Origin of the sequence: Winogradskyella sp. Asnod2-B02-A (assembly GCF_045063645.1) — a bacterium.
GTDB lineage: Bacteria > Bacteroidota > Bacteroidia > Flavobacteriales > Flavobacteriaceae > Winogradskyella.
Window position 1 is genome coordinate 948,974 of record NZ_JBEFOG010000026.1, and the last position, 23,671, is coordinate 972,644.

Annotated in this window: 24 protein-coding genes; 8 read left to right on the top strand and 16 right to left on the bottom strand. The window is 32.0% G+C overall.

Annotated elements, in window-relative coordinates:
- Entirely contained in the window at nt 1–477 is a 477-nt protein-coding gene (locus tag ACJJVO_RS07630; protein ID WP_405572429.1) for a DUF4405 domain-containing protein, read from the bottom strand.
- A 251-nt stretch (nt 478–728) separates the two neighbouring features.
- On the opposite strand from ACJJVO_RS07630, the gene nadA reads away from it, so the two are divergent.
- The 4 genes from nadA (at nt 729) to pncA (ending at nt 5,866) form a co-directional block, all read left to right on the top strand.
- A complete protein-coding gene (gene nadA, locus ACJJVO_RS07635) occupies nt 729–1,724 on the top strand; it encodes a quinolinate synthase NadA (RefSeq protein WP_405572431.1) in 996 nt (331 codons plus the stop codon).
- A gap of 10 nt (nt 1,725–1,734) precedes the next feature.
- Complete coding sequence (gene nadB, locus ACJJVO_RS07640) at nt 1,735–3,318, top strand: L-aspartate oxidase (RefSeq protein WP_405572433.1); 1,584 nt, start codon at nt 1,735–1,737, stop codon at nt 3,316–3,318.
- A gap of 503 nt (nt 3,319–3,821) precedes the next feature.
- The gene (locus ACJJVO_RS07645) at nt 3,822–5,219 is read left to right on the top strand and encodes a nicotinate phosphoribosyltransferase (RefSeq protein WP_405572436.1); all 1,398 of its coding nucleotides are present in this window, start codon (nt 3,822–3,824) and stop codon (nt 5,217–5,219) included.
- Between the two features lie 38 nt (nt 5,220–5,257).
- The gene (pncA, locus tag ACJJVO_RS07650; protein WP_405572439.1) at nt 5,258–5,866 is read left to right on the top strand and encodes a bifunctional nicotinamidase/pyrazinamidase; all 609 of its coding nucleotides are present in this window, start codon (nt 5,258–5,260) and stop codon (nt 5,864–5,866) included.
- 63 nt (nt 5,867–5,929) lie between these two features.
- Here pncA and ACJJVO_RS07655 read toward each other — a convergent pair whose 3' ends face one another.
- The 15 genes from ACJJVO_RS07655 to ACJJVO_RS07725 all read right to left on the bottom strand — a co-directional run bounded on the left by ACJJVO_RS07655 (nt 5,930) and on the right by ACJJVO_RS07725 (nt 20,408).
- Complete coding sequence (locus ACJJVO_RS07655; protein WP_405572441.1) at nt 5,930–6,067, bottom strand: hypothetical protein; 138 nt, start codon at nt 6,065–6,067, stop codon at nt 5,930–5,932.
- A 54-nt stretch (nt 6,068–6,121) separates the two neighbouring features.
- Nucleotides 6,122–7,579, bottom strand: coding sequence for an NAD(P)/FAD-dependent oxidoreductase (locus ACJJVO_RS07660; RefSeq protein WP_405572443.1), 1,458 nt, complete (start codon nt 7,577–7,579; stop codon nt 6,122–6,124).
- Between the two features lie 162 nt (nt 7,580–7,741).
- On the bottom strand, nt 7,742–9,352 hold the full coding sequence (locus tag ACJJVO_RS07665) for a T9SS type A sorting domain-containing protein (RefSeq protein ID WP_405572446.1): 1,611 nt from the start codon (nt 9,350–9,352) through the stop codon (nt 7,742–7,744).
- A 68-nt stretch (nt 9,353–9,420) separates the two neighbouring features.
- Nucleotides 9,421–10,542 (bottom strand): ABC transporter permease, encoded by a 1,122-nt coding sequence (locus ACJJVO_RS07670; protein ID WP_405572449.1) that lies wholly within the window; start codon nt 10,540–10,542, stop codon nt 9,421–9,423.
- A 200-nt stretch (nt 10,543–10,742) separates the two neighbouring features.
- The gene (locus ACJJVO_RS07675) at nt 10,743–11,849 is read right to left on the bottom strand and encodes an ABC transporter permease (protein WP_405572452.1); all 1,107 of its coding nucleotides are present in this window, start codon (nt 11,847–11,849) and stop codon (nt 10,743–10,745) included.
- Between the two features lie 176 nt (nt 11,850–12,025).
- Nucleotides 12,026–12,412 (bottom strand): GxxExxY protein, encoded by a 387-nt coding sequence (locus ACJJVO_RS07680; RefSeq protein WP_405572455.1) that lies wholly within the window; start codon nt 12,410–12,412, stop codon nt 12,026–12,028.
- A gap of 106 nt (nt 12,413–12,518) precedes the next feature.
- Nucleotides 12,519–13,247 carry an ABC transporter ATP-binding protein gene (locus tag ACJJVO_RS07685; RefSeq protein WP_405572458.1) on the bottom strand — a complete coding sequence of 243 codons (729 nt, stop codon included), beginning with the start codon at nt 13,245–13,247 and terminating at the stop codon, nt 12,519–12,521.
- A gap of 129 nt (nt 13,248–13,376) precedes the next feature.
- Nucleotides 13,377–14,279 carry an ABC transporter ATP-binding protein gene (locus ACJJVO_RS07690; protein WP_405572460.1) on the bottom strand — a complete coding sequence of 301 codons (903 nt, stop codon included), beginning with the start codon at nt 14,277–14,279 and terminating at the stop codon, nt 13,377–13,379.
- A gap of 6 nt (nt 14,280–14,285) precedes the next feature.
- Nucleotides 14,286–14,744: an OsmC family protein gene (locus tag ACJJVO_RS07695; RefSeq protein ID WP_405572461.1), complete on the bottom strand. Its 459-nt coding sequence runs from the start codon at nt 14,742–14,744 to the stop codon at nt 14,286–14,288.
- A gap of 25 nt (nt 14,745–14,769) precedes the next feature.
- On the bottom strand, nt 14,770–15,672 hold the full coding sequence (locus ACJJVO_RS07700; RefSeq protein ID WP_405572464.1) for an HlyD family secretion protein: 903 nt from the start codon (nt 15,670–15,672) through the stop codon (nt 14,770–14,772).
- Between the two features lie 45 nt (nt 15,673–15,717).
- Nucleotides 15,718–16,968 carry a TolC family protein gene (locus tag ACJJVO_RS07705; protein ID WP_405572465.1) on the bottom strand — a complete coding sequence of 417 codons (1,251 nt, stop codon included), beginning with the start codon at nt 16,966–16,968 and terminating at the stop codon, nt 15,718–15,720.
- 1 nt (nt 16,969) lies between these two features.
- Nucleotides 16,970–17,584: a TetR/AcrR family transcriptional regulator gene (locus ACJJVO_RS07710; protein ID WP_405572468.1), complete on the bottom strand. Its 615-nt coding sequence runs from the start codon at nt 17,582–17,584 to the stop codon at nt 16,970–16,972.
- 83 nt (nt 17,585–17,667) lie between these two features.
- Nucleotides 17,668–17,979: a hypothetical protein gene (locus ACJJVO_RS07715; protein ID WP_405572470.1), complete on the bottom strand. Its 312-nt coding sequence runs from the start codon at nt 17,977–17,979 to the stop codon at nt 17,668–17,670.
- A 15-nt stretch (nt 17,980–17,994) separates the two neighbouring features.
- Nucleotides 17,995–19,071: a cytochrome d ubiquinol oxidase subunit II gene (gene cydB, locus ACJJVO_RS07720; RefSeq protein WP_405572472.1), complete on the bottom strand. Its 1,077-nt coding sequence runs from the start codon at nt 19,069–19,071 to the stop codon at nt 17,995–17,997.
- Between the two features lie 2 nt (nt 19,072–19,073).
- Nucleotides 19,074–20,408, bottom strand: a complete 1,335-nt coding sequence (locus tag ACJJVO_RS07725; protein WP_405572474.1) for a cytochrome ubiquinol oxidase subunit I — start codon at nt 20,406–20,408, stop codon at nt 19,074–19,076.
- A gap of 244 nt (nt 20,409–20,652) precedes the next feature.
- Between ACJJVO_RS07725 and ACJJVO_RS07730 the strand changes: the two genes are divergently transcribed.
- From ACJJVO_RS07730 to ACJJVO_RS07745, 4 genes are all read left to right on the top strand, one after another.
- Entirely contained in the window at nt 20,653–21,015 is a 363-nt protein-coding gene (locus ACJJVO_RS07730; RefSeq protein ID WP_405572476.1) for a hypothetical protein, read from the top strand.
- Between the two features lie 99 nt (nt 21,016–21,114).
- On the top strand, nt 21,115–21,519 hold the full coding sequence (locus ACJJVO_RS07735) for a DoxX family protein (protein ID WP_405572478.1): 405 nt from the start codon (nt 21,115–21,117) through the stop codon (nt 21,517–21,519).
- 1 nt (nt 21,520) lies between these two features.
- On the top strand, nt 21,521–21,946 hold the full coding sequence (locus tag ACJJVO_RS07740; RefSeq protein WP_405572481.1) for a sulfur reduction protein DsrE: 426 nt from the start codon (nt 21,521–21,523) through the stop codon (nt 21,944–21,946).
- Between the two features lie 2 nt (nt 21,947–21,948).
- Nucleotides 21,949–23,607 (top strand): bifunctional metallophosphatase/5'-nucleotidase, encoded by a 1,659-nt coding sequence (locus ACJJVO_RS07745; protein WP_405572483.1) that lies wholly within the window; start codon nt 21,949–21,951, stop codon nt 23,605–23,607.
- Nucleotides 23,608–23,671 lie beyond the last annotated feature (64 nt).

Here is a 23,671-nt window from a genome sequence, read left to right on the forward strand (position 1 = left end):
TTAATTTACAAGGCAAAAATAGTTTAATGAATTATTGAAGTCTGTAACCAATGTTACTTGGCGTCCTTTTCCTTTTTTAATAGGCTCTACTTTTGGAATAATAAAAAATGGAATAAGAACTAAAAAAGCGTATATTATGGCGAAACTTAAAGCTACTATTCTCTTAGTGAATTGCACTTTAATAATCTTTTTGTAAACGGCTGTGACGACTTTCCAATGCAGAAAAACATGCATTATTAATAAGCCAATGAGCACAAAACTTAAGTATAGATGAATTGTTCCCCATTGATGCCTATCCATATTAAGAAAATACAATTCTACGTTTTGTCCATAAACCTCCTTCCGGTCTTGACCAGATAAAAGTGTGTACTTAATTAAAAAACCAATACCAATAATAGCAGACATACATAAAGTCATGGTTGCATTTAGTATAAAACTCCAAGTAGATTTCCGCATGGCTTTGACAGACTTTTTCATTGTATCTATACTTTTTTAATGTGTAATTAAAAGTATCTATTAGAAAGAAATGCTACAATGACCTTGGTCAGACCAAGTAAAACACAAAGAATGCATCCCACCGTATCTATACATAATTATTGACTTCTATTTGTAAAAATAATTTCATTTCTTAACATGCTATTTATCATGTTTTCATAGAAACTATCTAATTATTTTTACCAAAATGAGGAATTACTAATTCAAAAAAGTATTAATCGAAGTACTCTGAAATGAAATTAATAGAACTTGCTAAGCAAAATATCGAAACCAAAGGTTATTTAGATATTGAAACATCAGGAATAGATTACATTACCGAAATACAAAAGCTAAAAAAAGAAAAAAATGCCATTCTTCTTGCTCATTATTATCAAATTGATGAGATACAAGAAATTGCTGACTTTGTTGGGGACAGTCTAGCATTAGCGCAAAAAGCAGCGAAAACGGATGCCGATATGATAATTTTTGCTGGTGTTCATTTTATGGCAGAAACGGCCAAAATTTTAAATCCTACTAAAAAAGTATTGCTACCCGATTTATTAGCAGGCTGTTCCTTAGCGGATTCTTGCCCTCCAGATAATTTTTCAGAATTCAAAAAACAACATCCAAATCATGTTGTAATCACTTATATTAATTGTTCTGCAGAGATAAAAGCTCTAAGTGATTATGTTTGCACGTCTTCTAATGCTAAAAAGATAGTTAACTCCATTCCGAAAGAACAACCCATTATTTTTGCACCCGATAAAAATTTAGGGGCTTATTTAAATAAAGAAACAGGTCGAGATATGGTTTTATGGGAAGGTTCTTGTCTTGTACATGAAGCTTTTTCTATGGAAAAATTAATAAAACTTCATAAAGAAAATCTTGATGCAGAAATTATTGCACATCCAGAATCTGAAGACCATTTACTTCAAGTAGCTAGTTATATTGGTTCTACAGCAGGCTTATTAGATTATGTTAAAAACAGTAGTAGAACGAAATTTATAGTCGCTACGGAAGCCGGAATTCTATATCAAATGATGAGAGAAAATCCAGATAAAGACATCATTCCTGCTCCTGCTAAAGAAGACAATACTTGTGCTTGTAGTGAATGTGCTTACATGAAATTGAATACTTTAAAAAAGCTGTACTTGTGTATTAAGCACGAATTGCCAAATATTGAAGTTGATGCTGAATTAGCAAAGAAAGCAATTGTTCCTATTGAAAGAATGCTAGAACTGTCAAAATAAATATTTCTAGATGGTAAATGACAAAAAAATAATAGAATCTGATTTCTTAGTTATTGGCTCGGGTGTTTCGGGCTTAACTTTTGCTTTAAAAATAGCTATTCAATATAAAGATTCAAAAATCATTATTGTTACTAAAGACGAAAAAACAGAATCTAATACTAAATATGCTCAAGGTGGTATAGCAACTGTTTATGACAAAACTGTAGATAGTTTTGAACAACATATACAAGATACTATAATTGCAGGTGATGGTTTATGCGATGAAAAAGTGGTAAGAATGGTGGTGAAACACGCACCAGAACGCTTACAAGAGTTAATTGATTGGGGAACAAAATTTGACAAAAATGATGAAGGTGAATACGATTTAGGTCGCGAAGGTGGTCATTCTCAAAACCGTATTCTACATCACACTGATGTTACTGGTGCAGAAATTGAAAGGGCATTAATTGCACAAGTTAATGCACAATCAAATATTGAATTTTTAGAGCATCATTATGCTATAGATTTTATTACTGAACACCAAGCAAAAAAATCTAAAACAAAGCGAAACTCTAAAATATCTTGTTTTGGGGCTTACGTTTTAGACGAAAAGAAATCGGTTGTAAAAACTCTTTTGAGCAAATTTACAATGTTAGCTTCTGGTGGTAGCGGACAAGTTTACCAAACGACTACCAATCCCAAAGTGGCAACAGGTGATGGTTTAGCTATGGCTTATAGAGCCAAAGCAGAAATCACAGACGTAGAATTTATACAATTTCACCCAACCGCTTTGTATAATCCTGGTGAATATCCTGCTTTTTTAATTTCTGAAGCCGTTAGAGGTTTTGGTGCAAAATTAAGAACTATTGATGGTAAAGCATTTATGCACAACTATGATAATCGCGAAGAATTAGCTTCGAGAGATATTGTAGCCAGAGCCATTGATAATGAATTAAAGAAAAGTGGTTCGCCACATGTTTTTTTAGATTGCACCCATCTTGATTACGAAAAATTTAAATCACATTTTCCTAATATCACAGAAAAATGTGCGTCGCTTGGTATCGATATTAGAAAAGATTTTATACCTGTGTTACCAGCATCACACTACATTTGTGGTGGCGTAAAAGTGAATAAAAACGCAAGAACCTCTATAAAAAACTTATACGCTTGTGGTGAAGTTACTAGAACAGGATTACATGGCGGAAACCGATTAGCTTCAAACTCTTTATTAGAAGGTTTAGTGTATGCACATCGTGCTTATTTGCATGTACTTAAAAAGTTTAATAATGTAACGATGCCAAAAAACATACCTCAATGGAATGATGTTGGTGTGATTAAAAACATGGAAAATATTTTAATTACGCACGATAAAAATGAAGTTAAAACCATAATGAGTAATTATGTTGGCATTGTAAGGTCTAACGAACGATTATTACGTGCCGAAAAACGATTACGTGTGTTATATAAGGATAATAAGCGCCTTTATGACCACTCAGAATTGTCTTCTGAATTATGCGAATTAAGAAACTTAATTATTACAGCTTATTTAATTACAAAATTCTCTAAAAAACGTAAGAAAAACTGTGGTGGTTTTTATAACATGGATTTAGTTTAAAACAAAAAAGCATTCATTTAAAAGAATGAATGCTTTTTACTAACCAACCAAAAAAACTGACAACCACATCAGTTAACTTTTCTTGTGCCTCCATGTCCTCCAGCAACTACAAGCATTATTTTTATACTTAAATAAATGAACTTGAAAAACTGAATGATAGGATTCATCATTTTAAATCTTTGATATTTTGAAATTCTTTGTGTCATAACGATACTCATGTAATTATGGATATCAACTCTTATATTTCTATTAAAATCGAACAAAACACCATTTCACTTAACAAAAATAAATCAACATATAATAACACTTAGTAACTAATGTTACTCAGTAAAAGTGAATTCTAATTAAATCTGATTTTTTTAATTAACAAACCCAATCTTTCTTGCGTCTTCGTTCTTTGAGTGGCAAAATATCCTTAAATTTATTGGCTTTATTTTTTTAAAATTCTAAACAAGGTATCTTTTTATTTTTGGATATCTTGGAAGAATATAATCCAAATTCTCATGAATATTACAGCTGCTTATACAGACCTCTATCAAATTACAATGGCTCAAGTTTATTTTGGCACAAAACCCAATGGACGAGCGGTCTTTGATTATTATTTTCGACACAATCCGTTTAAAAGTGGTTATTCCATTTTTGCAGGATTAGAAGATGTTTTGGATATTCTTGAAACTCTAGAGTTCTCAGCAACAGATATTTCATATTTAAAAGAAAAAGGATTTGAAAGTGATTTTTTAGAGTATTTAAAGAATTTTCGTTTTAAAGGAAATATTTATTCAAGTAAAGAAGGTGATGTTGTGTTTCCCAACAGACCAATCTTACAGGTGGAAGCTAATATTATTGAAGCACAGATTATTGAGACACTTTTATTGAACATTCTCAATTTTCAAACCTTAATAGCAACAAAAGCAAGCCGAATAAAATTCAGTGCTAAAGATGGTATTTTATTAGATATGGGTTTACGTCGTGCACATGCTACAGGTGGCTATTATGCCTCTAGAGCTGCTGCTATTGGTGGTTTTGATAGTACAAGTAATGTTAAAGCTGCCGAGGATTATAACATTCCTTCCTCTGGTACTATGGCCCATTCTTTTATTCAAAGTTATGACGAAGAATTAGACGCTTTTAGAGATTTCGCTAAAATGCGACCAGAAAATTGCGTCCTCTTAATTGATACTTATAACACCCTTAAAAGTGGATTGCCAAATGCCATTACGGTAGCCAAAGAAATGGAAAAAAGAGGCGATTCTCTGTTAGGTGTTCGTTTAGACAGTGGTGATTTAGCTTATTTATCTAAAAAAACACGTGCTATATTAGATGATGCTAATTTGAGTTATGTAAAAATTGTAGCGTCTAACCAATTGGATGAATATGTTATAAAAAGTTTGAAAGAACAAGGCGCATCTATTGATATTTTTGGGGTTGGTACAAACCTAGTTACAGGAAAACCAGATGCTGCACTAGATGGTGTTTATAAATTAGCAGAATATAACGACACACCAAGAATTAAACTTTCTGAAAATATTATTAAAATCTCGCTTCCTTTTAAAAAGCAAGTTTACCGTATGCTAGATGAAAATGACATGTTTTACGGTGCTGATGCTATAACACTTTCTGCTGAAGATAAAGTTGCACTTATGGAACATCCTTTTGATACAACTAAAAGTTTAGACCTTAATTCTTTTAAACATGAACCGTTGCTTGAACCCGTAATGAAAGACGGAAAAAGAATACTTCCATCGCGCTCGGTTACTGAAATTTCTAAATATTCTCAATTGCGTTTAGAACAACTTCCTAATGAATATAAACGTTTTCAGAATCCGCACATTTATAAAATTGGACTTAGTTCAGCACTTAAGAAAGAACGTGACTTATTAATTAAAAAACATAAATTCTAGACTAGATTAATAAAATAATTTAAAATTAAATTCTACTTATGAAAACGCTATTAATCATAGATGTACAGAACGATTTTATACCCAACGGTTCTCTTCCTGTACCCAATGGTAATCAAATTGTGCCAGTAATTAATAAGATTCAAGATAAATTTGATTTAGTAATTGGCACACAAGATTGGCATCCTAAAGACCACATAAGTTTTGCTAGTAATCATGAAGGGAAATCTAATTTTGATGTTATTGAAATTCATAAAAAACAACAAACCTTATGGCCAGACCATTGCGTGCAAGGTACTCAAGGTGCAGAATTTCATCCGGATTTAAAAACGAAGAAATTTGAAGCTATTTTTAGAAAAGGAACAGATAAAACCATTGATAGTTACAGCGCTTTTTATGACAATGGCCATTTAAAATCAACTGGATTAGCTGGTTATTTAAAAGAAAAAGGAACCACAGAGCTTTATCTATGTGGTTTAGCAGCAGATATCTGTGTTTACTTTTCTATTATGGATGCTTTCAAAGAAGGATTTGATTGCTTTTTAATTGAAGATGCTTCTAAAGCATTGGATAATATAGAATTTGAAAAGCTTAAGAAAGAAATGATTGCAATGGGAATTAAGATGGTAACATCAGCATCTATTCAATAGTTGTAGAACTATTAAATAGATGAGTAATTTATGTTAATTCAGTTCTAATTTGTAACCATCATTTTAGCTCACTTTTCTTGTGCCTCCATGTCCACCAGCCACAACTAACATTATTTTTATACTTAAATAAATGAATTTAAAAAATTGAATGATAGGATTCATCATTTTAAATCTTTGATATTTTGATATTCTTTGTGTCATAATATTTAAATTTTCAAGGTTTTATTTTTGTGACTTCACTAATTTTTAAAAACCTTATTCAGGAATCAACCACCAAAATGGTCTCATTTTAGCTTTATAGATAAAAGCATAGTGCAAGGCTAATTTTAGCCAGTGACCTGCCAAACCAATTTCCCCAAAAGTTTTACCAAGTTGACGACCTTGTGTTTTAGGATACTTTTCATAATCTGGAACAATGGGAAAAGTGGTAATGCTAACTCCACTTCCATTAAGTAATCCAAATCCTGCAGAAGCAATACAAGCAGCTCCCATATTTCCCATAGAACCTTTGTGGCTTAATGACTCTTTTCCATTCTTTATGGAATCTATAATATTATCTGCTACTAATTTCGCGGTTATACCAGAAGGCATACCTGTTCTGGGTGGTGCAGGTGTAATATCAGTTCCATTTTTACTTTTTCTTGGCTTAGATATTGAATGTGGTGGTGCAAATGCAATACCTGGTGCAAAAATGTTTTTATAACTTGGATTCTGATAGGTTTCTGGCCAATCTCTAACCGACCATTCTTCGTAAGGTTTTGATGTATAATCTGCATCAACTAACATAAATCCTTTAAACAACTTCTCTGTAATATCATTATCGTTTTTATCATAAGCTTTAAAACCATGACCTGAGAACGACGGAATTAACATTGCAAAATCATAAGATTCTGATTTATGTTCACCTTCAAGATTTTCGTAATGTGCTACTCCATCTTCAATCTTATTGACTCCAGCACCTAAAATCCATTTTATGTCTCTGTCTTCAAAAATCATCTCAATCATTTCATGAGATTTCATCGTTAAACTTCCATAGCTCATTAACATACCATCCATACCAAAATCTCCTAATTGGTATTCGTTAGAAATCCAAGTAACTTCAGCCATATCACGCACATTATGCTTGCGTAATTCTTGTTCTACATTTAAGATATACTCAAAAGCAGCTCCTTGGCAAGTAGATTTTGCGTGACCTGTACCTATTAAAATTTTAGCTTTTTTACCAGCTTTCATTTGCTCAATAACCGTTTTCAAACCTTCCCAAGCATGGTCTGCATGTGTATATGTACAAACAGAATAAGCTTTGTTTTTTCCAGGAATTAAACCTTCAGTGGCTTCAAAATTAAGTTTTGGTCCTGTGGAATTGATTAAATAATCATAAGTTATTTTTTCTTGTTTTCCTTTTTCATCTCCTACTACATATTCTGATAAAACGTAAGGTTTTGCTTCTGTACTATCGCCTTCAGGATGAAACGAAATTGCTTTAGCTTGTTTATAACCAATTCCTTTCTTTTTATATAATGGCGCTAATGGAAAATAAATTTTTTCTGATTTCATTCTTCCAATTCCAACCCAAATATTAGAAGGAACCCACTGGTAATTACTATTAGGTGATACGACAACAACCTCGTGCTTTTTTGATAATTTTCTGCGTAAATGAGTTGCTGCAACGTGACCAGAAATTCCGGCTCCAAGAATGACAATTTTAGACATTTTCTTATAATTTAGTGATATGAAATTAGTTGAATAATTAAGCTTATGAAATGATTTAGGTCATTTTGACCTTTGGACTAATTAATAACTTTAACTAGAGTATAAAGGTCATATTTTCAAATAAAACTAACCGTAACTATTGTTACACTATGACGTAATTAATTAAAGCTTTATAATTTTTTTCTCTAATGTATGTTGCTTATTCTTGACTACTAAAATGTATTCGCCAGAAGCCATATTAGTTAAGTCTAGGGATATCTCCTTTAAACCAATAGATTTTTCAATCGGTATTGATTTCACATTTTCACCTAAGAGATTATAAACTTCTAAAGTGTTCTGATCAGTGTTTGGAATGAATACTTCAATAGAAAAAATACCCTTAGAAGGGTTTGGGTAAATTTTAATATTGTAAATATTATTAGGATTAAGTGCTACTTCATTTACACTTAAAGTTGATTTATTAATAAAGACCTTAAAAGCCAAATTACTTGCACTACTCTGCGTACCGTCGTTTATGAAAAATATATTCTCTTGAGTACTTTCAATTCCGCCAAAAATATAACCAACATGAGTTACACCATCTTGTAAATTATTAATATCTACTATTTCGTTTGTTAGGTAATTTAAGTCATTATTTAGTGGAATAAACTCTGAGCCAGAACCCAAAAATGTTGGCATTTCTATACCCAAACTACTTTCTGTCATAGAGCCATCGCTAAATCTAGACACTTTACTAATCGTTTTTACAAAAGGTACATTATCATCTTGAATAAGATTATTATTAACATCTAATTTGTATTGGCTCATTCCACCAAAAAACAAAGTATGCATTACGTTATTTGAAGTATCATAAATTGGTACTTTAGCACTATGATATTGACTTAAATATTGATTGAATGCATTATTAACAGCATATCCTGAAGCTGTTATGTCTACACTATTTAACCATGGTAAATTTGCTGTATGTTGAAAAACACCACTAAACATGGTGAATCCTGGTGTTCCATCAGGAAATATTTGAGGTGCCATGTTATAATCTCTTCGGTGTAAATTATTAGTGTCGTTTTGTGCAGAATAGTTTACGATTGAAAGGTTTGTTCCATCATCACTGATTTCAAAAGTTCGTATTTCATCTGTATAATTTTGAATGAATCCTGGTCCATTATTTGGTCCTTGTGGATTATATCTTCCTTCAAAATACTGTCCTCCGCACAAATAAAACACATCATTTAATAAACCCAAATGTCCTCCTGTAACGGCTAAATTAGAATTTGATATTTGTCTAAAAAAAGAAACAATACTTGTGTTATTAATAACAGCATTTGCTAACCCATCGACATCAATAGCGGTTAATTTATCATAAGTTATATGGTCATTTTGTGTGGCACTATAACCATAACCACCAATGCTGTATAATGTGTTTCCTCTTTGAACAAACTCTTGATTTGTAGATTGTAATTGTTCAAAAAGAGCAGTAGGTAGCACATCAATAGATGTACTCCAAGTTTGGTTTGCTACTGCATCTATAACATACACACTTTTGTTGTTATCATTTTCCTGAAAAGCGGCAAAGGGCTGTCGTTGATGTAAACCATCAATCCTTCCTCCTATGACTATCCATTTTCCATCTGAAGTTTTTCCCCATGAAAAAGAATGCACGTTTGGTGCACCTGTAATAGTTAATGGTTCTATTTGAACCGTAAATTGGTCTTGTGCAAATAAATTTATACTTGTCAAAAAAGAGAGAACGAATACTAAAACCTTGTGTTTCATAATTAGAGGGTTGAGCATTAAAGGTAGGACTAACAAAAAACAAATACTGTATCTATTGTTACACTAGATTAATTGGTCTTTCTATAACTCCAAACGGCTAATCCATTCATTATAAAAGCATAAAGTGCCGTTTTTAATAACTGAGGAAGAATATCGTTAAAACCAGAACCTTTTAGCATTACCATACGCATCACTTCTACAAAATATCGTATTGGGTTAAATTCTGTAAGTGTTTGTGCCCATTTTGGCATACTCTCTATTGGTGTAAATAAACCACTCATTAAAATAAAAATAACGGTAAAAAACCACGCAATAAACATAGCTTGTTGTTGCGTATCTGTAAAATTGGATATGAATAAACCGATACCCAAAATGACTAAGATGTAAATAGAGGTATATAAATACATAAGCGGTAAACTCCCTAGCATGGGAACATTAAAAATGACTTTCGCCAAAATTAAGCCAACGGTTAATAAACCCATTCCTATGACCCAAAATGGAAAAAGCTTTCCAATAATAAACTGGCTTTTTTTAATTGGTGTGACGTTGATTTGCTCTAAAGTACCTATTTCTTTTTCGCGTACAACATTCATTCCAGATAAGAATAAAGTAATCATAGTTACTAGTAAAACTAAGATTCCTGGCACCATAAAGGTTTTATAATTAAGAGTTTCATTATACCAAAATAAAGGAATCGTTTCGATATTTATTGGTTGAATTTGCTGGTCTGAAATTTGTAACAAATCAACCTTTAGGCTTTGATTAAAACGCTGTACAATTTGTGTGACATATACATTTTCTACACCTGCTGCTGCGCCATCAATGGCATTTATTGTGACTCCTAAATTATTATGTTTTTCCTTTTGTAAATCGCGTTCAAAATATTGTGGAATATTTAGAAGCACATCGACCTCTCCTTTCAACATCGCTGAACTAGCTTCTGCTTGTGATGGGAAATCTGTTAATACTTCAAAATAGGTTGAGGCATTAAATTTTTCGACTAAGGCTCTAGATGTTGATGTATGGTCATTATCAATATAAGCGAATTTGATGTTCTTCACTTCAAACGTTGCTGCATTAGATAAAATAACGAGCTGTAATATTGGCAAAACAAAGATAATAGGAAGCATGCCTTTGTTTCTAAAGATTTGCTTGAACTCCTTTTGTATGATGTATAGAATTGTTTTCATATTACTTCCTGCGTAGACAGGAATGTGTTTTATTAAATTGCTAAACTCAATTTTTTTACACCCCTAAAGTCCCCTCAAGGGGACAATCGTCCGATTCAACTGAGTGAATTGTCCCCTTGAGGGGACTTTAGGGGTGTTTTCTTTTTTTTAATATTTTATTCTTTTTCTATCCATTACTTATTGAAAGATTAAATGCTTTCTCACTCCAACCTAATTTTATATTTCTTCACACTTACTGCTATAAAGAACACGGTCATTCCTACTAAAATCAAGGTCTCTTTCCAAATAAATTTAATTCCGACACCTTTAAGCATTATTCCTTTTATAATGATAATGAACCATTTTGCAGGAATTATGTTACTTATGACTTGCAATGGTAAAGGCATACTTGATATTGGAAAAATAAAGCCTGACAATAATATTACAGGTAGCATTAATCCCATTAACGAAATCATCATGGCTGTTTGTTGCGTTGCAGAAATCGTTGAAATTAAAATCCCTAAAGCTAAAGATGTTATGATAAATAAAACGCTTTCAAATCCTAACAAAAACAAGCTGCCTTGAACTGGCATTTTAAATATGAATATGCTTAAAACTACTATTACTATTGCATTTATAATAGAGAGAAAAATATAAGGAAACACTTTACCAATAATGACTTGAATTGGTTTTATTGGTGATACTAAAAGGATTTCCATAGTGCCTAATTCCTTTTCTCTTGTAATGGAAATAGACGTCATCATAGCAGAAACTAGCATTAAAATAATAGTCATTACACCAGGAACAAACATGTACACACTTTTTAATTCTGGATTGTAAACCATCCGTGTTTCTGGTATAATTTGATAAGTAATGGCGATGTCTTTGTTCAATTCTTTTTGATATTGCTGAAGAATAGCATTTACATAATTACTTATAGTATTTGCTGTATTTGGGTCTGTTGCATCAGTAATAATTTGGACTGTGGCTTTATTATCCTTGATTAAGTTTTTACTGAAATCTTTCTCAAAATTTAAAACGGCTTTTACTTTTCCTTTTTTGAAAATCGTTTCAATATCAGATTCCCTTTCAATAAATTGATTAATACTGAAATATTTTGAAGCTGAAATTTTATTTATTATTTCTTCGGTTGTAGTATCTTTTGAATGGTCTAAAATGGCAATATCTACATTATTGATTTCATTGGTAATGGCAAAACCGAAGAGCATTATTTGGGCAATTGGCATCCCGAAGAGGATAAACAATGAGCGTCTATCTCTAAAAATGTGGTAGAATTCTTTTTTTATGAAACCTATGAATCTTTTCATGCTTTATTCCTGCGAAAGCAGGAATCTTTTAATTATTAATACTTATTATCTCTGGTAGATTGATTATCTTTATTTGTTTCCCGCATATTACGCAGATACTCGCAGATTTCTTTTTATTATGATTACGAGTACTTTTTCTGCGTAAATCAGCGAAATCTGCTCGATACTATTTTTTTTTATAATCCGTTTACTTTTCTAAAAATTCCTTTTGGAATATCATCAACATTGAAATTCACTAAAATTCCTAGCTTTAATTCTGACATCTTTAAATAAGTTAAAACTTGTTTATGATGCACTTTTGCTAAAGTTTCAACTGATTTAATTTCTATTATGACTTTATTATTTATTAATAAATCTAACCTAAAGCCTGATTCTATTTCAATACTATCATAAAATATTGGTAAAGTAACTTGCCTTCTAACATTTAATCCTTCTTTTTCTAGTTCATAGCTTAAAACAGTTTCATAAACTGATTCTAATAAACCTGGACCTAATTCATTGTAGACTTTAAAAATTGCTCCTCTGATTAGGTAGGATATTTCGTTTTCTGTTTTTTCTGCCATAATTATTTGTTTTACTTTTCTATAATTCTCCCGCAGATTTCGCAAATACTCGCAGATTTTTTTAGTTACTCTTCTGCCTAAATAATTGAAATCCTCAGGAACCTATTTACCCACGAGCTAGTTTTAAAAATACATCATTCATATTATCTACTTTAAATTTCTCTTTCAACTTCTTAGGTGTATCTAGAGCTTCAATTTTTCCGTTTACCATAATGGAAACTCGGTCGCAATATTCGGCTTCATCCATGTAATGGGTGGTTACAAAAACAGTTGTGCCTTGGTTAGCTGCTTTATAAATCATTTCCCAAAATTGACGTCTCGTAATTGGGTCAACGCCTCCTGTTGGTTCATCTAAAAACACAATTTTTGGGTCGTGAAGTAAGGCTACTGAAAAAGATAGTTTTTGTTTCCAACCTAACGGTAAAGCACCAACCAGTTTATTAGCAACTTCTTCTAAGCCTAACTCTTCAATTAATATTGATGCTTTTTCTTTGATTCGTTTTCTTGTTAATCCATAAATACCTCCAAAGAATGTGATGTTTTCTTTAACTGTTAAATCGTCATACAGTGCAAATTTCTGACTCATGTAACCAATATTTTTCTTGATGTCCTCTGCATTAGTAAACACATCGAAACCTGCAACATTAGCTTTTCCCGATGTTGGTTTCGAAATCCCAATCAGCATTTTCATAGCAGTTGTTTTTCCTGCTCCATTTGCACCTAAGAATCCGAAAATTTCGCCTTTTTCAACATTAAAAGTTATAGCATTTACGGCTGTAAAATCTCCAAACATTTTGGTTAATTGGTCTACTTGTATGACGTTGCTATTTTTCATCTTTAGTTCCCAACAAAGTGGGAATCTTTTTATTTTTATACTTATAAGGTTATGACTTCGACTTCTCTAAGACACCAGTTCTAATTTAGAGACCTGCTAGGTTTTTAAAACATGCAAGGTCTTGTCTATTTATTTCGCTAATTCCATAAAGGTATCTTCAATGGTTGCTACCGTTTTATCAATACGAATGATTGATAACTTTCTAGCTTCTAAATGCACTTTTAAATCTTCAGGATTAAAATCCGTTCTCTTATCTGTGTAATGCACAAACTCACCAAAAGGATAAACACTGTGATTAAACTCATAGGCATTTAATGCGTTAATAAGTTGATACATATTATTGGCACGTACATTATAAATTTGTTTTGGGTAATGTTTTACAATGGCTTGTGGTGTGTCAATCTGCAAGATTTCACCATCTTGAATTAAAGCAATTCTATCACATAAAGCAGCTTCGTCCATATATGGTGTAGATACTAAAATGGTGATGTCTTTTTGTTGTAATCGCTTTAGCATTTCCCAAAATTCTTTTCTAGAAACTGGGTCTACTCCTGTGGTTGGCTCATCTAAAAACAACACCTTTGGTTTGTGGATTAACGCACAACATAAAGCGAGTTTTTGTTTCATTCCTCCAGATAATTTCCCTGCTCTTCTATTTTTAAAAGGCTCTAATTGAACATAGATTTCCTTTATTAAATCGTAGTTCTCTTCGATGGTTGTGCCAAATATCGTTGCGAAAAAAATTAGATTTTCTTCGACTGTTAAATCTTGATAAAGTGAAAATTTCCCAGGCATATAACCCACACTATTTCTAATTTTTTTATAGTCTGAAACCACATCAAAACCAGCCACGGTTGCATTACCTTCGTCTGCAAGCAACAACGTTGTTAATACTCTAAACAATGTTGTTTTACCAGCTCCATCAGGACCAATGAGTCCAAAAATTTCGTTTGTTTTTACATCAAATGAAATATGTTGCAAAGCTTTTACACTTTTATAAGACTTACTAATATGGCTAACCGTTATACTCACTTTAAATTAATTTTGAACAATTATTTTGATGTCAATAGTAATTTTTGAAGTAATAGAATTTGAAATTAAACAAGCTTTTTCTGCTTTTTCAACAATGCGTTCGGCTCGGTCTCGTTTAGACGCGTCTGTAATAACAACTTCTGGAAATAATAAAACTTCACTCATAACAAACTTGCCTTCTACTTTTTCTAAAATTCCTTTTGAATCACATTTAAAACTCACAAAATCAAGTTTTGAAAATTCTGCTATAGCTAAAAAAGTGGTCATTAAACAACTGCTTACAGCTGCTGTAAATAAATGTTCTGGCGACCATATATTTGGCATTCCTCCAGGAAATTCTGGTGGTGTTGCAACTTCTATACAATTTGTTTCATTTGTTTCTTTATTGTGTAATTCTGGCGAACACACTTGTCCTTTTCTACTTTCTAACCAATTAAGGTTAACGTTATAACTATGCTTATCCATTGTATTATATTTAAATTATTATTTATCAATTATCTTCTGAATTACTCATCCACATTTCAGCTGGCATCCCTATTTTTAGACTGCCATCATTTTTAACATCGACTTTTACAGCGTAAACTAATGCCACTCGTTCTTCTTTAGTTTGAATAATTTTTGGCGTAAATTCCGCTTCGGATGCTATCCAACTAATCTTACCTTTATAAGACTTCATGGTGTCTGCGTCATCTATTTTCACGGTTACTTCCTGCCCTATTTTTAAATTGGCTAATTGTGTTTCACTAATATAAACTCGCAGTTGCATCGTTGTTAAATCAGCAATTTTGTAGAGCGGTTTTCCAAATGCAGTAATCTCATTCGGTTCTGCGTATTTGGTTAAAACTGTTCCGTGAGTTGGATTAATAATTTTGCTTTTCTCAATCTGGTCATCAATTTGTTTTAGCTGTACATCAATTGATTTAAGTTCATTAACGACAGGTGCATTTTGAATTTCAACACTTCTAATTTGATTTTTAATCACATCAATTTCACCAGAAACATCATCTAATTGTTTTTGTGTGCCTGCATTATCCTTTATTAAGTTTTCAGCTCTTGTTTTATTAGTGTTCGCTGTTCTTAATCTTGAATTTAACACACTTATTTGAGATAAAACACCTTTTGATTTTGAGCTGATTACTGCTTTAGACACTTCTAATTGTTCGCGTTTAAGTGACAAAGGAATGGTATCGATATACCCAATAAATTGCGCTTTTTGAAGTACATCACCTTCCTCTAGATTAAACTGCATTAGTTTCCCATTGTTTTCTGCTGAAATGGTAATTTCGGTAGCTTCGAAGTTTCCGTAACCATCTGCTTTTCCGTTATCATTTCCGCAAGAAAATAGACTTGTTGCAATAATGGTTGTTGCTAATATGTGTTTATAGTATTTCATTTTTCTCTTATTTTCTCCCGCAAATTCCACTAATATTCGCAGATTTTATTGTCCTTTAATGATGTTGTAATTTGCTTTTGCGAGTTGTAATTGAATTCTATGTTTAATTAAGGTGTTTTCGTCTTCGTATAAATTAGTGAGTTCTGTAATGTATGCTGATGATGTTATAATACCATTTTTGAGTTGAGAATCTGCTGATTTAAGCACCTCTTTTCTAAGGCTAATAATCTCTAAATCTGAAGTGATAAAACTTTCAATTTTCTCTATTTCGTTTTGTTGTTGATTTAGTTCTATGTTGGTATTAAGTTTAAAAACTTCAGTTTCATTATCTACAATATCCTTATTAATAGCCAAGGATTCACGTTGCTTTTTGTTGGAATTCCAGTCGAAAACATTCCAATTCAATTTAATACCAACGGTGTAAAATGCTTGAAATGAATTATCGAGCATATTTAATCCAGGGTTTCCATAACCACCTGTTGCAAACCCAAATAATTTTGGTGCATTTTGTTTAGATATTAAGCTTTCAGAAGTTTCTATTTCTTCTTTTTTGAATTGAAACAACTCTAGTTCTGGCCGTTTCAAACTGGATTCTAAATGCGTTTCTATAAGTAAGTTTTCAAATTCTATGTCATCACTTAATGGCTGATTAATTAAACTAGAAAGTGTTTCTATAAGTGTTGTTTTATTACTTTTTAATTCTTGAAATTGTTGTTTTATTTTTAATAATTCGGCTTCTAAAATTTTATCAGATGAAGGTAAAACGACTCCATATTTAATGCCAGATTTCACCTCTTTAAGTTTTGCTTCTATTTGCTCTTTTTTTGCATTTAATAGCAAATTGTATTCTTGAGCTAATAAAATTGAAAAATAAAGCTGATTGATTTGTTGTTTTAATTGGTATAAGTTGATGTCAACTTGTTTCTGTTTCGATTTTAATTGAGCCGATTTTAAATCTAAAGAAGCATCCGTTGCACCACCATTATAAATAAGTTGATTTACAGAAAGTGTAGCTCTATATTGGTCTTTATTTAAAGGTTCTATGCCAGACATGGCAATAGGAAACTCTATAACATCAGATTGATAAGTCGCTTGAGCATCTAAACTAAATTGCGGTAATTTTGAAGTATAAATCACTTCGGCATCAAGTTTATTCTGTGAATCTAATAGCTTTGATTGCTGAGCTAACGGATAGTTTGTTGTAACTAATTGATAGCATTCTTCTAATGTAATACTTTGCTGAGCAACACTTGGCAATGTAATTAGACATATTAAAATGACTAGTAACTGTTTCATTTTAGGTGTTCTTTATAGAATTAATTATAAAATCGGCAACTTCTGTTTTACGTTTTTCCATAAGTTGATTATAAGCATCATTATCTGTGCTTGTAAATGCCATGAGCAAGGGTTTGGCAACAAATGGAAAAACATTTAATGCCATTATATTCATAAATAATTGTGCTGCACTAATGGGTTTTATAAGACCGTTTTCAACTTCAGTTTTAACCTGATTTTTAAACTTTTCGAGATTTGGAAAACCAGGATTATCTTTCATTTTTAAAATAAAATCTGGATTTCTATTAAGTTCCTGAATAACAAAGGTTGGCAAATACGGATGTTTGTTTATAAATGAGATGTAATTAGAAGTGAAGTTTCTCACCTTGTCTTCAATTGATGAATCATCATTTAAAATAGCATTTAATTGTGGTGCTAATAATGAAAAGGCATTATTAAAAACGGCTTCAAATAACAACTGTTTGCTTCGGTAATAATAATGAAGTAAAGCTTTATTAATGCCTGCCTTATCTGCAATTTCTTGCATACGTGCACCATCCATTCCCTTAGATTGAAAGACACTTTTTGCAGCTTTTAATATTAGTCCTTCGGTATTATCGTCTTTTGCTTTTTTCATATTAACTAAATGGTTTAACCAACTGGTTAACAAATTTACAAAAAATAATCAAACACTCTTCTGTTTGATTATTTTTTAAAGCTTTATAAGTTATGTTTTTCTTTATTCAATCTCTTAGAAATATATTTTATAGCTATTAAACCAATGATTCCACCAAATACTGAAACCAAACAATTTATTATAAACAAATTACTATGAAATGTTCCGCCTGCCATTATAGACCAAGGATCAAAACCCAATCTTCCAAATGACTTAATAAAAAATATACTTCCAAATACACCAACTAAGGTATTTCCTGTGAAGCCAAATGAATATTCCTTCTTAAAATAAGCGAATACATTTGCAGCAATGATTCCTATGAAAATACTAATTAAAGAAATTAAAGTACCTGTCATAATAGTCTGGTTTAATTAATGTTCACCATAGCCAACATCATCCATTTTTCCTTTAAATACGCGATATTGAATTGTAAAATAAACAATAACTAAAATGATTGCAATGATAAACCAATAGACTCCTACTGACAATCCATATTCATGAGCCGCAACACTATACAAAGTTAAATCTGGATTTATGCTATTTGTTGATGGTAATACCTTTGGAAAAATTGAAGCTACAGTTGATGCTAATCCTCCTCCTAAAAACAAAGAAGAAAACAAGAAGCCCATACCATGTTTTTTAAAGGTTTTTACCTTAAATAATCCGAAAAGTCCAGTGAATGTAATAATTGGAAAAATCCACAACCAAGGATTATCTATAAAATTATGAAATGGTTTTGGTTCAATTATATGCCATATTAAAAGTGACACAATAACTAAAGCCAACAGTACAAAATTAAGATTGAAAACTACTTTTTTTAGCTTTTCATTTAAGTCTGCGTTCGTTTTAAAAATTATCCAGTTGGCACCATGAATGGTTAATGCTACTACTCCAACAATTCCTAACAATACCGTAAACCAATCTAAAATCCCTAGCTGTTCTGCTTGTGGACTAAATGTTGGATTCCAAAGTGGTAAAAAGAAATAATGTGCTTCATACGTAGAAACGCCATCAACAACATTTCCTAGATTTACACCTCTAACTACATTACCTAAAGCGACACCAAAAAACAGCGCTAATAGTAAGCTAGCGATACCAAAAGCTTTATCCCAAATGGTTTCCCACATTTTATTATGTATTTGCCCTCTAAGTTCTAAACCAATGGCTCTAAAAATCAACAACCATAAAATCATAATTAGCGGTAAATAAAATCCACTGAAAGATGATGCGTACAATGTTGGAAATGCAAAAAACAATACTCCACCAGCTGCGATTAACCAAACTTCGTTAGCATCCCAAAAAGGACCAATTGCGTTTGTAATTGCTTTTTTATCTTTTTCTTCATTTGCGAAAAACAAATGAATAATGCCTGCTCCAAAATCATAACCATCTAAAATTACATAAACGGCTAACATTGTCATTAAAACGATATACCAAAATAATTCCATAATTAGTGTTGTTGATTTAGTTGTGGTCCCTTGTTAATTATTTTACCTGCTAGCATTAAAAACAGCATTCCAAGTAGCAGATACAAACCGATAAAACCAAGTAATGTAAACAAGGTATTACCAGAAGATACTGTTGGAGATGCCCCATCTGCAGTTCTTAATAAATCGTAAACCAACCATGGTTGTCTACCTAATTCTGCCGTGTACCAACCGGTTGTATTAGCGATATATGGAAATGGCAGCATAAACATAAGCGACCATAAAATCCATTTGGTTTGATATAATTTTTTTCGGAATAACTGCACAACAGCCAATAACATTAAGCCTATGAAAATAGTACCTAACCCTACCATAATATGATAAGAATAATATAAACCAGGAACGTTTGTAGGATGTACGCTTTCATCAAACTCATTTAGTCCTTTAATTTGTGCATCCCAATCTTGATAGGTTAAAAAACTTAGAATATTAGGTACAGCAATTTTATTATCTAGCTTTTTTTCTAGCATGTTAGGTTGCCCTATTAAAACAATTTCTGAACCTCCTTCTTCGGTTTCAAAAATACCTTCCATAGCTGCAAAGGTTACAGGTTGGTGTTCTGCAACATTTTTAGCTGCCCAATCACCTGTTGGAAAGGCTACTAATAAACTAGAAATTAATCCAAAAATAACTCCTGTTTTTACGAACAGTTTACCAAATTCGTGATGCTTATTATTTAATAAATAAAATGCTCCAATAGCTGCAACAACGAATGATGAAGTGACTAAAGATGCCGCTTGATTATGCAAATAAGAAGGCAACAACCAAGGATTAGAAAATAGTGCACCAAAATTATTAAGTATAAATTTACCGTTTTCTAAAACCTCATAACCTACCGGATATTGCATCCATGAGTGTGTCGCTATTATTAAATAACCACTTGCCCAAGAGCCCAAAAAGACTAAAAAACCTGTGACAAAATGAAGTTTATGACCTAATAGTTTTTCACCAAATAAAAAGAGTCCTAAAAAGGACGATTCTAAAAAGAAGGAAAACATCCCTTCCATGGCTAAGGTCTGACCGATTATACCACCTGTAAGCTCTGAAAACTTAGCCCAATTGGTACCGAATTGGAATTCCATTGGAATACCTGTGACGACTCCCATGGCAAAGTTAAGCGCAAAAATCTTCATCCAGAATTTTGCTGCATCGTTGTATTTTTCAATTTTGGACCTGAGAAATTTCCATTTAAAGTAGACTATCATTAACGATAATCCCATTGTGAGTTGGGGAAATAAATAGTGAAATGTGATAGTAAATGCAAACTGCATTCTATCGTAAAATAGCATGTCTTCCATTCAGAATAGAATTTTATGAAACTAACGTATTATGCAAATTTAATACTATAATATATACTGTATGTAACAATAGTAACTTAGTTAACTTTAATTTTTAAATAAATGCTCTTAGAGTCTATTTCACTATTAATTGGTGCAATTTTCAATACGAAAAAAATTAAATTTATTAATTCTTATTAGTCAGTAAATTCATAAGTAACAAAAGTTACTTTACACTAATAGAATTCTTATATTTTTGTGATTCGTGAAAACTAAAACCTATATAGCAGCATTATTAGCTTTTGTATTTTTGGCAAAATTAATTGCCATAGATGCGAATGGCTTAAAAATACTGTTTGGCGATGATGCTATCACTTTTGTAAAGCCATTTTGTAAAAAGAAAAATGCTCCAAAACTCGCAGATAAAGCTATGGATGTTTCGCAAGCTGATATGAATCCATCACAACAGATTTCTGTAAATGTTATTTGTACCTCACAATTTCAATTTGAATTGTTTTCTTGGACATCTAACATGCTAAAATCATTTACAGTTTTTAACGATTATTTTACTTCAAGATTAAGTTATCGCTATCTAGAAAGCGTATCTCCTCCTCCTCGTTTGGTTTAATTTTAATCATCTTAAAATTTGAAGTTTCTATTTTCTTAATGGTTATACCAACTAACTCGAAAATACACTTCAGCAAACAAACCTTTTTACATATTAAAAATGACGACAAAACTTTTAATAAGCCGTCGTTCCATACAGTTGTTACGCATATTAGTGAGTGGTATATTTCTAGTCGCAGGTTTTAACCACTTGCTTCATGTAGAAAAAACAGCTCAAAGAATTGAACAAGCTAGCTTTAAAGGCATCGCCTATTTTTTTGGCGAACCACAATGGCTTATCATCCTTTCTGGTATCGTAATGCTAATAGCAGGTTTTTTATTCCTTATAGGGTATAAAACCAAATGGTCGGCAATTATTTTGATGGCAGTATTAATTCCCATCACACTAACCGTTCAAGTTGGACAGATTACAACACTTGGACCTTTATTTAAAAACATAGCCATATTTGGTGGACTTCTTTTTTTTATAATGAACGACACCGAGAACCTTTTAAAACAAAATTAAAATGAAAAAAATATTTTTTACATCAGCCCTTTTATTATTTACGTTTTTTACTAGTGCTCACATGCAAGCACAGCATTCACAAAAAAATGAAAAGAACAATTATGTAGTACTCACCAAAAAAATACCGCAATTACAACCTATAATTTTAACTGCAGAAGCACTAAAAGCCGAAGAAGGAAAAGACTTTGGGAATTTTGAAGTTATCATCTGCGGACAAAACATTGGTGACATTACAGATTCTGAAAAAATCAATAAATTCATAGAAAAAGCGAAAAAAGCAGGTGTGCAAATTGTTGCTTGTGGATTTTCGCTTGATAAATTTAAAATTGATAGAGCTTCCGTTCCTGACGACATAAAAATTGTAGAAAACGGCATTCTGTATAATTTTCAACTTCAAAAACAAGATTATAAAAACTTAAGCCTTTAATTATGACACATAAAAAATCGATTTTGAAAACTGTTTTTGTTTTAGCAATTTTAGTTGCAACACTATCCTGTAATTTGGAAAATAAAAACAAAACGGCAGACAACAGCACAACGAAAAACGACACGCTAAGCATAACCATTTTACAAACTGCCGATATTCATGGGCAAATGGATACACATCCCGAATTATTTTGGGAAGACGAGAAAATTGTATTTAAAAATCGTGGTGGACTCGCTAACATTAAAACACTTTTTGATAAAGAACGTGAAGCAAACCCAAATAGAACCCTTATTGTAGATGGTGGCGATTTAATACAAGGAAGCGGTTATGCTGCTTTATCTGAAGGTAAAGTGATGCAAGATGTCATTAAAAATATGGGCTACGACGTTATTATTCCTGGTAACTGGGAAGTGGTTTATGGCAAAGACATGATGCTAGAAATTATGAAAGGTTATGAAACCAACGTTATAGTTCAAAATATGTTTAATGATGACGATGAAAAACCATTATTTCCTGCCTATGCTGTAAAGGAAATTGAAGGTGTGCGTTTAGGCTTTGTTGGCATTAACGATCCTGATGTTCCTGTAAGACAAAATCCTATTTTTAGTAAAGGCATAGGTTTTAGTGGTCTTGACGATGAATTGAAAAAAATGGTAGACGACATTAAGGTGAAAGAAAAAATAGATGTGCTGTTCTTAGTAACGCATATTGGTATTTTTAAACAAGTAGAATTGGCCAATAATCCTATTGCAGAACATGCCGATTATGTTTTAGGTAACGATACGCACGAGCGTGTACGTGAAATGATTCAAGGGAAATATGCCAAGGTTACAGAACCAGGTGCTTTTGGTTCTTTTGTTGGTAAGCTGACCTTACATTTTGTAAATGGTAAATTAGTTGGTGATGATTATGATCTTATTGATGTGGATCCAGAAGTTTATCCTGCAGATAAAACAATTCAGGCACTAGTAGATACCGAAAAAGCACCTTACAAAGAGAATTTGGAAACTATTGTTGGGTACACCAACACACCAATTTATAGATATTTAACAGTTGAAAACCCTATGGATAATATGATTACCGATGCTGCACGTTGGAAAACTGGTGCGGATATTTCAATATCTAACGGCTTTAGATTTGGAAACCCAATTGTACCTGCAGATGGAAAACCTGCACCAATAACCAGAGCTAACTTATGGAATTTACTGCCTGTAAACGAACCTGTAAAAACAGGAAAAGCTACAGGAAAACAAATTAAGGATTGGTTAGAAAAAGAAATGCATAATGCTTTTTCTGAAGACCCAACAGAACGTTTTGGTGGCTGGTTAGTTCGTTTTTCTGGTATGAAAGTCGATTTTAATAGTCAGAATGAACGAGGTAAACGCATTAAATCTATAATTGTGAAAGGTGAAGAAATGCAAGATGATGCATATTATACCATTTCTGCTTGTGTACGTCCTGGTGACCCAATAGACAATTTATGTCGCATGGCAAATGTTAAGGATGTGGAAGTAAAAGATTACACCATACATGAAGCTGTGGAAGAATACTTAAAAAAGAATTCGCCAGTTTCTCCAACTTTAGAAGGTAGAGCATATTGTGATTATCTTGGTGAATATTCGTTTTCAACTGTTCCTCAAACGGATTATGAATTTCATTAATTCAGGTATCTATAACATCATAAAAGGTGATGTTTATAATCGCATTCAATTTGTTGTTAAATTC